The sequence below is a fragment of the Candidatus Rokuibacteriota bacterium genome (assembly GCA_016209385.1).
Classification (GTDB): domain Bacteria; phylum Methylomirabilota; class Methylomirabilia; order Rokubacteriales; family CSP1-6; genus JACQWB01.
The window spans coordinates 1-11,071 of record JACQWB010000299.1 but is presented as its reverse complement, the minus strand read 5'-3'; the positions used below and the strand labels follow the sequence as shown (position 1 = coordinate 11,071).

The 11,071-nt window shown below is 70.9% G+C and carries 9 protein-coding genes; 8 read left to right on the top strand and 1 reads right to left on the bottom strand.

Annotation, left to right across the window (positions count from 1 at the left end; translation table 11 throughout):
• From HY726_22705 to HY726_22690, 4 genes are all read left to right on the top strand, one after another.
• On the top strand, window positions 1–2,250 hold a 2,250-nt coding region (locus HY726_22705), incomplete at its 5' end, for a leucine--tRNA ligase (GenBank protein ID MBI4611810.1).
• Window positions 2,247–2,753 carry an LptE family protein gene (locus tag HY726_22700; protein MBI4611809.1) on the top strand — a complete coding sequence of 169 codons (507 nt, stop codon included), beginning with the start codon at window positions 2,247–2,249 and terminating at the stop codon, window positions 2,751–2,753. The genes HY726_22705 and HY726_22700, both read left to right, overlap by 4 nt.
• Before the next feature lie 150 nt (window positions 2,754–2,903).
• Window positions 2,904–3,902 (top strand): DNA polymerase III subunit delta, encoded by a 999-nt coding sequence (gene holA, locus HY726_22695; protein MBI4611808.1) that lies wholly within the window; start codon window positions 2,904–2,906, stop codon window positions 3,900–3,902.
• A complete protein-coding gene (locus tag HY726_22690; GenBank protein MBI4611807.1) occupies window positions 3,899–5,302 on the top strand; it encodes a neutral/alkaline non-lysosomal ceramidase N-terminal domain-containing protein in 1,404 nt (467 codons plus the stop codon). Before holA ends, HY726_22690 begins: the two co-directional genes overlap by 4 nt.
• A 26-nt stretch (window positions 5,303–5,328) precedes the next feature.
• Here HY726_22690 and rpsT read toward each other — a convergent pair whose 3' ends face one another.
• Entirely contained in the window at window positions 5,329–5,589 is a 261-nt protein-coding gene (gene rpsT / locus HY726_22685) for a 30S ribosomal protein S20 (protein ID MBI4611806.1), read from the bottom strand.
• A 263-nt stretch (window positions 5,590–5,852) separates the two neighbouring features.
• Between rpsT and murJ the strand changes: the two genes are divergently transcribed.
• The 4 genes from murJ to HY726_22665 all read left to right on the top strand — a co-directional run.
• Window positions 5,853–7,490 (top strand): murein biosynthesis integral membrane protein MurJ, encoded by a 1,638-nt coding sequence (gene murJ, locus HY726_22680; GenBank protein MBI4611805.1) that lies wholly within the window; start codon window positions 5,853–5,855, stop codon window positions 7,488–7,490.
• Between the two features lie 197 nt (window positions 7,491–7,687).
• Window positions 7,688–8,650: a site-specific tyrosine recombinase XerD gene (gene xerD, locus HY726_22675; protein ID MBI4611804.1), complete on the top strand. Its 963-nt coding sequence runs from the start codon at window positions 7,688–7,690 to the stop codon at window positions 8,648–8,650.
• A complete protein-coding gene (locus HY726_22670) occupies window positions 8,647–10,440 on the top strand; it encodes a CCA tRNA nucleotidyltransferase (protein ID MBI4611803.1) in 1,794 nt (597 codons plus the stop codon). Before xerD ends, HY726_22670 begins: the two co-directional genes overlap by 4 nt.
• Window position 10,441: 1 nt before the next feature.
• The coding region (locus HY726_22665) for a CTP synthase (protein ID MBI4611802.1) at window positions 10,442–11,071 on the top strand (630 nt) is incomplete at its 3' end.

Below are 11,071 nucleotides of genomic sequence, written 5' to 3'. Positions count from 1 at the left end.
GGCTGGGACGCCTTCGGGCTCCCCGCCGAGAATTCCGCGATCGAGCACGGCGTTCATCCCGCCGTCGGGACCAACGAGACCATCGCCTACATGAAGACGCAGCTCAAGAAGATGGGCTGCTCCTACGACTGGGACCGCGAGCTGGCCACCTGCGATCCCGAGTACTACCGCTGGGAGCAGCAGATCTTCATCCGGATGTTCGAGCGCGGGCTCGCCTACCGCAAGCGTTCCACCGTGAACTGGTGCCCGGGATGCCAGACGATCCTGGCCAACGAGCAGGTCGAGGCCGGGCGCTGCTGGCGGTGCGAGGCCGAGGTGGTGCCGAAGGCCGTGGAGGGGTGGTTCTTCAAAATTACCGAGTACGCCGAAGAGCTGCTGGCGTGGTGCGACAGGCTCACGGGGTGGCCCGAGCGGGTCCTGACGATGCAGCGGAACTGGATCGGCAGGAGCGAGGGCGCCGAGTTCGGCCTGCCGGTGGTCGGCCGGCCGGGGCTGGCGATCAATGTCTTCACGACGCGCCCGGACACCTCCTTCGGCATGACGTACGCGGTCCTGGCCCCCGAGCACCCGCTCGTGGACCAGCTCGTGGCCGACCAGGACGAGCGGAAGGCTGTGGCCGCGTTCCGGGAGGAGGTCGTCACGCAGTCAGAGGCCGAGCGTCTCGCGGCTGACCGGCCGAAGCGCGGGCTCCGACTGAAGATGCGGGCCCTCAACCCGTTCAACGAGCAGGAGATCCCGATCTTCCTGGCGGACTACGTCCTCATGGGCTACGGGACCGGCGCCATCATGGCGGTCCCGGGGGAGGACCAGCGCGACTGGGACTTCGCCAAACAGTACGGGCTGCCGATCGTCGAGACGGTCCAGCGGCCTCCCGGGTGGAGCGGAGAGGCCTACACCGGCGACGGAGTCAAGATCAACTCCGGATTCCTGAACGGGCTCACCGTGGAGGAGGCCAAGCGCCGGGCCACCGACTGGCTCGTCGCGAGAGGTCTCGGCCAGGCGAAGGTGCACTACCGGCTCCGCGACTGGGGGATCAGCCGCCAGCGCTACTGGGGCGCGCCCATTCCCATCGTCTACTGCGGCCGCTGCGGCATGGTCCCGGAGAAGGAGGCGAACCTCCCGGTGGTGCTGCCGCGCGATGTCCAGATCCGCGGCAAGGGCGGCTCGCCTCTGGCAGACGTCCCCAGCTTCGTGAACACGCCCTGCCCCCGCTGCGGCGGCAAGGCCCGCCGCGAGACGGACACCATGGACACCTTCGTGGAGTCGTCCTGGTACTTCTTCCGCTACTGCTGCCCGACGTTCCGGGGCGGAATGGTGGAGCCGCAGGCCGTCCAGTACTGGATGGCGGTGGACCAGTACATCGGTGGGATCGAGCACGCGGTCCTCCACCTCCTCTACTCGCGCTTCTTCACCAAGGTCCTCCGGGACCTGGGGCTGGTGAAGCTGGACGAGCCCTTCGCCAACCTCCTCACCCAGGGGATGGTGATCAAGGACGGGGCCAAGATGTCCAAGTCGAAGGGGAATGTGGTGGACCCGGACGATCTCATCGCCAGGTACGGCGCCGACACGGTCCGGCTCTTTTCCCTCTTCGCCGCGCCTCCCGAGAAGGATCTGGACTGGAACGACCAGGGGGTCGAGGGTGCGTTCCGGTTCCTCAACCGCGTGTGGCGCTTCGTCCAGCGCCAGCTCCCCGAGCTCGCCGCGACCCCGGCGCGGCCCGCCCAGCTCTCCGAGGAGGGGCAGAGGTTCCGGCGCGTGGTGCACGAGACGACCAAGCGGGTGACGGACGACATCGAGGACGAGTTCCACTTCAACACCGCCATCAGCGCCATCATGGAACTGGTCAACGCACTCTACGCCTTCGAGCACGGCTCGTTGGACACGATGAGCCGGGAGGAGCGGGCGGCGCTCCTCCGCGAGGGGGTGGAGACGCTGGTGCTCCTCCTCGGGCCCTTCGCCCCTCACGTCGCCGAGGAGCTCTGGACCCAGCTCGGCCATCGCACGAGCCTCTTCCTGCGGCCCTGGCTCCAGCCCGACCCGGCGGCGCTCGTGAGGAAAGAGGTCCTCATCGTGGTCCAGGTCGACGGCAAAGTGCGGAGCCGGCTCACCGTCGAGAGCGGCGCGGGGGACGAGCAGGTCAAGCTGCTGGCCCTCGCGGACCAGCGGGTACAGCCCTGGCTCCAGTCGCGCCCGGTGGACCGCGTGGTGGTGGTGCCGGGCCGGCTGGTCAACATCGTCACCCGCTCGTGACACGGCCAATCCGCGTCGTGGTCCTCGCGATCATGCTCGTCTCGGGCGCGTGCGGGTATTCCTTCCGCGGGAGTCTCCCCGACCACATCAAGACCGTCGCGGTGCCCGTGTTCGTCAACCGGACCGCGGAGCCGGCGGTGGAGAACTTCATCACCGGAGCGGTCATCGACGCCTTCGTGACCAGCGGTCGCCTGCGCGTGGTCCGTCCCGAGGAGGCCGACTCGCTCCTGGAGGGGGAGATCGTGGGGTATCGGATCGAGGCCCTCGCCTTCGATCCCCGCGCCAACGTGCGCGAGTACCGCCTCTGGGTGACGCTCAACCTCCAGTTCCGCGACGTGCGGAAGAACCTGACGCTCTGGCGCCAGCAGGGATTGCAGGAAAAGGCGGACTTCCGCGTCCCCGGCCAGGTCGCAGTCACGATCAGCCGCGAGGAGGCTGCCCTCCGGCAGGCGGCCGTGGACATCGGCCGGACCATCGTCAACCTCGCGGTCAGCCGGTTTTAGTGGGGCGTGTTCGAGCGCGGGCCTGGCCCGCGCCATTAACTCGGTCCTCGCGCGGCGGTAGCCTGCCTCACGGCACGGCCGAACCCGCCACGCTCGAAGACCCAGGGGGGAGGCTCGGAAGGGGGGCGGAGCCCCCCTCCGAGTGCTCGAGTGGACTACGCGACGTTCGTGAGAGAGGTGGAGCGGGCTTGCACCCCTCTCATCTCGCTCCTTCACGGGACCGAGCCCTTCCTGTTGGACGACGCGCTGGCTCGAGTGACGCGGGCCTGCTGTCCCGATCCAGCTCTCGTCCCGCTGAACCGCGAGTGCTTCGACGCCCGGGAGATCGGATGCGCGACGATCCTTCGGTCGGCGCTGACCCTGCCCGTGCTGGCTCCCGCGCGGCTGGTGGTGGTGAAGGAGACCGACGCGCTGGCGGCGAAAGAGGGCCAGCTGCTCGGCGAGTACGCGGCCGCGCCCAATCCTTCCACGCGACTCCTCCTCCTCGCCGGCGAGCTCTTGCCGGCGACCCACTGGCTCCTGAAGGTCGTCCCGCCCGCCGCGGTGGTGCCGGTGCGGGCGCCCGCGGGGCGTGAGCTCCTGGCATGGCTTCGCGACCGGGCGTCGGCCCACGGGTTCACGCTCGGCGACGAGGCGGCCCAGCTCCTGATCCAGCTGGTGGGCGAGGACCTCACCGCGCTCGCCGGCGAGCTGGAGAAGACCATGCTCTGGGCCGGTGGGGCCGGGGGCCGGATCGGAACGGACGCGGTCGAGGCCGTGGTCGGCGAGCGGCGGGCGCGCTCGGTCTTCGATTTGACGCGCGCCCTCGAGCGCCGGACCCTGGGGCCGGCGCTGGCCGCGCTGGAGGCTCTACTGGACTCGGGCGAAGATGCGCTCGGTCTCCTCGGGATGCTGACGCGCGAGGTGCGGCAGACCTGGCTCGCCAAAGCGTGGCTGAAAAAGGGGAAGTCGGCCGACGAGATCGCGCGCGCCCTCAACCGTCCGCCGCGGGTCGTGCAGGCGCTGCTCGCCCGTGCGGAAGCGTCGGCGACGGCGACGCTCAGGCGCCAGCTCGCCCGCTGCTGGGAGGTCGAGCGCCGGCTCAAGGCGAGCGGGCTTCCGCGCTCCGAACTCGCCGCGCTCCTCGCCGATCTCTGCGAGGTCGGATGAGCCGGGCGGCGGTCTGGCTCGTCACGGCGCTCGGTCTGTTCGTCCTCTCGAGCTCGTGTCACCCGGCATTCGCCGAGGCCCCCCGTCGGGCCTCCGGGCCCGCGGGGCCTTCGGATCGGCCCGCGAGGCCCCCGCCACCGGCTCAGCCGGCCCGGTGTCCGGATTGTCTCCGGGCCGGCGCGGCCCGGACGGCCATCGCGCTTCCTGCCGGGGTTCCGCTCGCGGGATACGGCGGGCTCGGCCGACGTCTGCTCATTCCCGACCTCCTGGATCGGTACCCGTACGCGTTCTGGTTCAAGCCCTCCCGCGGCGTCGACGGGCCGATCATGGCCCGCGCGCTCGTCCTCGAGCAGGGGACCGCTCGGGTGCTCTGGATCGCCGTGGATCTGGTGGCCGTGGATCCCCAGCTCGTGGCCGCTCTCAAAAGCCGGTTGACGGCCGAGGGGCTCCGCTACACCGCGCTCATCGTCGCCGCCTCGCATACCCATTCGGGGCCCGGAGCCTTTGCCCGCTCGCGAATCTTCGGGTTCCTCACCCTGGACCGGTTCGTTCCCGAGATCGCCGAGCACCTCCTCCAGGGGATGATCCGGTCCGCCCGCCAGGCCGAGTTCGGCAAGATCCCCGCCCGCGTCGGCGGGGGGAACGGCCACGCCCCCGGCATTGCCGCGAGCCGTCTCGATCTGCCGCTGGACTCCGAGGTCGGCGTGCTCAAGGTCGTTGCGGCCGGCGGCGCCCCGGTCGCGCTCCTGTGGAACTACGCAGTGCACGGCACGGCCCTCGGCAAAGGGAACCTCCGGCTGTCGGGGGACCTAATGGGAGTCGCCGGCCAGCGCCTGGAGCGACACCTCGGCGTTCCGGCGCTCTACACGAACGGCGCCGTTGCCGACGTGAGCCCCGCCCGTCATGGACCGGAGGGTGCGGAATTCCTCGGTGAAGCCCTGGCCCGCCAGGTGCTCGCGGTCTGGGACCGCGTGACTCCAGAGACCGGATCGACGCTCCACGCCCTGGTCGAGCCGCTCCAGCTTCCTCCGCCGAGGCTCGCGCTTCGGGGCTGCCTGGGCAGGTGGCTTCCGCGCTGGCTGACCGTCGGCTTGGGGTGGGCGCTACCGGATCGCAGCGAGCTGGTCGGCGTCGCGGTGGGAGGTCACGCGTGGCTCACGATTCCCGGGGAGATCCAGACCCAGCTGGGTCAGGAGGTGAAGGCTGAGGGCCGGCGGATCTTCCGGAGCACGTTCGTGGTGGGGCTGGCCAACGACTACCTGGGGTACTTCCTCACGCGGGAGGCCCACCACCGCGTGGGCTACATCCAGTGTGCCAGTCCCTACGGGGAAACAGCCGGTGAGGTCGTGGCGGAGCGCGCGAAGGCGCTCCTGCGGCGGCTCGGGCAATCGCTCCCGTGAAGTCCGGCAGGGTTCGGGTGAGGATGTCAGCTCGGCCCGGCGAGTCGGCTCGCGAGCGCCGACTTCTTGCGCGCGGCGGTGTTCTTGTGTATCACGCCCTTGCTCACGGCCTTGTCCAGGCTCCGAATCGCCTCCTTGACGAGGGACCCGGCGTCCTGGGACTTCTGGCCGAGCGCCGCCCGGGCCTCCTTCACCGCCGTCCTCACGCGCGAACGGACCGTCCGGTTCCGGAGCCGGCGCTTCTCGTTCTGCCGCATCCGCTTCAGCGCGGACCTGATATTCGCCACGCTCGAGTTCCTCCTAGGCTTTGGGGTGATTGCGACGGTTCAGGCTACCGTCCGGGTCGGGGCCTGTCAAGCGGACGATCCCCGGAGGGGGGCTCCGCCCCGCTCGCGGAACCTCCCACCGTGGTAGTTCGAGCCGAGGGGCTGCCGACGAGCCGCAGGCGAGGAGAGCCACGAGGCGAGGCCCGAGTGGGTTGTGCTGGCCGGGCGGGTACCCGGGCGGGGTACCCACGCGAACGCGTGGGTGAGGGTTCTGACGCCACGGGGTGTTTCCGGCCGTGAGGGGCCTCGAGGCGCACGACGACGGGCTCCCCGAGACCTCGGTTCAGCCCGGCCTGGTGCGGGCTGTGGGTGCCATCGGTGCCGCGACGCTCGCGAGCCGACTTCTCGGCTTTGTCCGCGATATGGTGGTCGCCCGCGCCTTCGGGGCTGGCCCGGCCACTGACGCCTTCTTCGTCGCCTTCAGGATCCCGAACCTCCTCCGTCGGCTGCTCGCCGAAGGGGCACTGTCCACCGCCTTCCTCCCGGTCTTCGCGGAGTTCTTGACGCTCCGGTCGCGCCCCGAGTTCGACCGGATGTTCCGGTGCGTGGCGGGGGCCCTCCTGGCGGCGCTCTGCACGGTCACCCTCGTCGGCATCCTCCTGGCCCCCTTGATCGTCGCCGTTATGGCCCCGGGCCTCGCTGCCGACCCTCAGCAGGCGCGCCTCGCGACGCACCTCGCCCGCCTCCTCTTCCCGTACCTGATCTTCGTGGGGCTCGCCGCCCTGGCGATGGGCGCGCTCAACGCCCACCGCCGCTTCTTCACCGCCGCCCTGGCGCCGGCCGTGCTCAATGTCGGGATGATCCTCGCCGTGCTCCTCCTGGCGCGGCGGATGGAGGTTCCGATCGTGAGCCTGGCCGTCGGGGTTCTCGTGGGAGGGCTTGGCCAGCTCCTGATCCAGCTTCCGGAGCTCCGCCACTCCAGAGTGCCGCTCGGCCCCTCGCTCGATCTCTCGCATCCGGGGGTCCGGCGGATCGGCGTGCTTCTCGGCCCGTCGGTGTTCGGCCTCGCCGCCGTCCAGCTCAGCGTCTTCGTCAACACGTTCCTTGCCTCGCTCCTCCCCTCGGGGAGCATTTCGTTTCTCTACTACGCCGACCGCGTGATGGAGTTCCCGCTTGGCGTGTTCGGGATCGCCGTGGCCACGGCGTCGCTCCCGCTCCTGGCCGATCAGGCGGCCCGGCGCGACCTGGCCGGTCTCCGCGACACGCTGAACTTCGCGATCCGGCTTTCGTGCTTCGTGGCGGTTCCCGCGTCGGTCGGGCTGATCCTCCTGCGTGTTCCGATCACGCGGGTGCTGTTCGAGCGCGGGCAGTTCGGCGCGCTCGACACCGAGGCGACAGCCTGGGCGCTCGGGTTCTATGCCCTCGGGCTCCCCGCCTTCGCGGGGACCCGCATCGCGGCCCAGGCCTTCTACGCGCTTCAGGACACGCGCACGCCGGTCAAGGTCGGGATCTGGGCCGTTAGCCTCAACGTGGTTCTCGGCGTGGCGCTCATGCGGCCGCTGAGCCATGGTGGCCTGGCGCTCGCGTCGACCTGCGCGTCCACGGCCAACCTCGTCTGGCTCCTCTGGTCTTTGAGGCGCCGGCTCGGCCCGCTCGGCGCCGGAAGGCTCCTCGCGAGCCTGGCGCGGGTCGGCGTCGCCACGGGCTTCATGGCAGCCTGGTGTGGGCTTCTGCTCGTGGCGTGGCCCGCCGCCGGCTCACGGTGGATGGAGGCCGCGTGGCTGGGGGCGGCGGTCGCCGGCGGCATGGGCGTCTACGCCGGGGTGAGCCGGGGCCTCAGGAGCGAGGAGTGGGCCGCGCTGCGGATGCTCCTCTCGCGTCGGGCCGTCGGGGATCGGCGCACCGGGACGATCGGAACCTGAACGGGCCCGGGCGACGGAGCTTGCGTCCCGGGGCGGGAGACTGATATACTCGCGTGTCGTAAGGGACTTCGGATGCCGCGGTTCCCGGTGAGGGTCGCGAGCGCCTCGGGAACGGTCGGTCCTGCCCGGATCGACCCCGACCGAGGCGTCAGCGTTTTTCTAGAGGCTGCCGTCTGGCGCCCGGCCCTACGGGATCGATGAGGGATCCCGTGGCAGAGTTCCTCGAGGCCCTCCAGATGGAGCGGGGGACCTCCCTCAACACGCTCTCCGCTTACCGGCGGGACCTCGCCGGCTTTCGACGCTTCCTGCGGGAGCAGCGCTGGGGCCTGCGGCGGGTCGGATCCCCGGAACTCTCTCGCTACCTCCTTCAGCTTCGCCGGAACGGCCTCAGCCCGCGGAGCATCGCCCGGCACCTCTCGGCCGTCCGCGGGCTCTACCGGTTCCTCGTCCGGGAAGGTCACCTCTGCCGCGACCCGACCGATCAACTGGAATCGCCCCGGCAGCCCCAGCGACTGCCGCGGACGCTCTCGCTCGAGGAGGTGGGCGCGCTCGTGGAGGCGGCCGACGGGAGGACTGCGGTAGGCCTCAGGGATCGGGCGCTCCTGGAGATCCTCTATGCCACCGGAATGCGCGCGTCGGAGTGCTGCAGCCTTCGCATCGAGGACGTCAACCTCTCGGCCGGCTACGTGGTGCCGACGGGGAAGGGGAGCCGCCAGCGGCTCGTTCCGGTGGGGGCCCAGGCGCTCCACTGGCTCAGGCGCTATCTGCAGGAGGGGCGGCCCGCGCTCGTCAGGGCTGGTGACCCCGGCACCCTGTTCGTGAACCGGCGCGGCGGCAGGCTCTCCCGCCAGGGACTCTGGGGGATCATCAAAAAAGCGGCACGGCGCGTCGGGGTCAGGCGGGTCGTGTCGCCCCACACGCTGCGCCATTCCTTCGCCAGCCACCTCCTCGAGCGAGGAGCCGACCTGCGGTCTGTGCAGGCGATGCTGGGGCATGCCGACATCTCGACGACCCAGATCTACACCCACCTCTCCTCCAGGGCGGTGCGCGAGATGTACATGCGGTTTCACCCGAGGGCGCGCGTGTCGCTGGATGGCGCAGCCCGTCGCTCGCCGGCACCCGGCCACGATCCCGGGTCGGCCAGCCGGGAGCTTCGATGATGATCGCCGCACTCGTGCGCGCGTGGGACGATCGCGGGGGCCACGTCGCTCGGGTCGTGGCAGGCGCGTCGCGAAGCAGTCGTCGCTCACGGTATCCGCAGGTGGAGCCGGGGTCGCTGGCGCTCGGCCACCGTGCGGTGGCGGTCTGCTCCGCCGATGCCGCTGTCGCAGAGGCCGCGCGCCTGCTCCGGCGGAGCCGGGCGAGGATCCTCGTGGTGCAGGGGACCGACGCGATCGGCGTGGCCCAGCCTGAGGACCTCCGGCGGGCCCAGGCCTTCGGTCTGGCGAAGCTGCCGGTGGGAGATGTCTCGCGCTGGGACGTGCCCGTGGTGACGGCAGACACCGCGGAGGTGCGTGTGCGCCGCCTCCTCCTGGCGGGGGCGCCAACCGTCCTGGTGAAGGCGCGCGGCGCGGTCGTGGCGGCCGTGGAGTCCGGTCGATGGCGACGGGCGACGGGCAGGGACGGCGGCGGCGCTGCGGCGCTCGCTCTCGCAGGACGGCTCGCGCGCGACCTGCCGGTGGAGCTCCTGGACTTCCTCCGGGGCGTGGGCCGGCTGGCCGAGTTGCTGAACACGCAGGCCTACGTCGCCGGCGGCTTTGTCCGCGATCTGCTCCGGGGCGCGGCGTCGCAGGATCTGGACGTGGTGGTCGAGGGAGACGCTCTGGCGCTGGCCCGTCGGCTCTGCCGCCAGCTCGGCGGAAGCCTGGTCGTCCACCGGGCCTTCGGCACTGCGTCCATCGAGGGGTGGAGCGACGGCCGCGTGGATGTGGCCATGGCCCGTCGGGAGCGCTACGCGGCGCCCGGTGCGCTGCCGGTCGTTCATGCCGCCGGCATCGAGGCGGACCTCGCGCGGCGCGACTTCACCGTCAACGCGATGGCCCTCGCGCTGACGGGGCCGCGCTTCGGGCAGCTCCTCGACCCCTTCGGGGGTTGGCGCGACCTCGGGAGCGGGGCGATCCGGATCCTCCACCCGCTCGCGTTCGTGGAAGATCCCACGCGCATCTTCCGCGCGGTTCGCTACGCGACCCGGCTCGGGTTCCGGATCGACCGGTGGACCCGGAAGAGCCTGGCGGTCGCGTTGAGCCTTGGAGCCTACCCCGCACTTTCGGGCCAGCGCCTCCTGGCCGAACTCGAGCTGATCATGGGCGAAGCCGGCTGGGACCAGAGCCTCTTGACGCTCGGGCGGCTGCGCGCCTTCCGGCTGCTCGACCCGGGGTACCGGTTCTCCCCAAACGCCGCGGCACGGCTCCGGGCTCTCGCCGAGCTGCTCAGGTGGGCGCGCGAGGCCGGCGTCGCCCTGGAGGCGCTCCCGCTGGCCCTGCTGTGCGTCGTGGGCCACCTGCCGGCGCCGCTGGCCGAACGCTGCCTCCGACGCCTGGCACTCTCGGGAGAGCCGCTCGCCCGCCTGCTGGAGGCGTACTCCGCGGGCCCGTCGGTGGCCCGACGCCTCGAGGGCCAGGCGGACGCGCCGCGAAGCCGGTGTGCGGCGATCCTGCGAGCGCGAACCACGGAGACCGTCGGCTTTGCCTGGCTCGTCGGGTCGAGGGCGGTGCGGGAGCGGGTTCAGTGGTTCCTCGCGGAGGGCCAGGGCGTCCGGCCCCTCCTGAGCGGAAGGGATCTGCTGGCCCTCGGGGTGGCCAAGGGCCCAGCCGTCTCTCGGCTTCTCCAGGCGCTTCGCGATCGGCGGCTCGACGGTGAGGTCTCGTCCCGGGAGGGGGAGGTCCGGCTGATCCGCGAGTGGCTGAGCGGCGACGCCGGTACACCGGCGCGGGCAACTGAGGAGGGTTGATGTGGCGACCAAATTCGTCTTCGTGACCGGTGGCGTGGTCTCGTCGCTCGGAAAAGGGCTGGCGGCCGCTTCCATCGGGTCGCTCCTGGAGGCGCGTGGCTTTGGCGTCGCGCTTCAGAAGATGGACCCGTACATCAACGTCGATGCGGGAACGATGAATCCGTTCCAGCACGGCGAGGTGTATGTGACCGACGACGGCGGGGAGACGGACCTCGACCTCGGCCACTACGAGCGCTTTACCAGCGTCCGCACGACCCGGGATCACAACGTGACCACCGGGAAGGTCTATGACGCGGTGATCCGGAAGGAGCGGCGGGGGGACTACCTGGGCCACACCGTCCAGTTGATCCCGCACATCACAAACGAGATCAAGGCCTCGATCCTGAGAGTCGCTACGGGCGTGGATGTCCTGATCGTGGAGATCGGCGGGACGGTCGGCGACTTCGAGAGCCTGCCGTTCCTCGAGACCGCGCGCCAGCTCAAGAACGACGTGGGGCGCGACAACGTCCTCTACGTGCACCTCGCCCTGGTCCCGTTCATCCAGGCTGCCCAGGAGCTGAAGACCAAGGCCATGCAGCACTCGGTGAAGGAGCTGCGCGCGATCGGGATCCAGCCCGACATCCTCCTCTGC

What these genes read in the sequence shown, in the direction of transcription:
- HY726_22690 (MBI4611807.1), top strand. Translation starts at nt 3,899, where the DNA reads ATGAGCCGGGCGGCGGTCTGGCTCGTCACGGCGCTCGGTCTGTTCGTC.
- xerD (MBI4611804.1), top strand. Translation starts at nt 7,688, where the DNA reads ATGAGGGATCCCGTGGCAGAGTTCCTCGAGGCCCTCCAGATGGAGCGG.
- HY726_22670 (MBI4611803.1), top strand. Translation starts at nt 8,647, where the DNA reads ATGATGATCGCCGCACTCGTGCGCGCGTGGGACGATCGCGGGGGCCAC.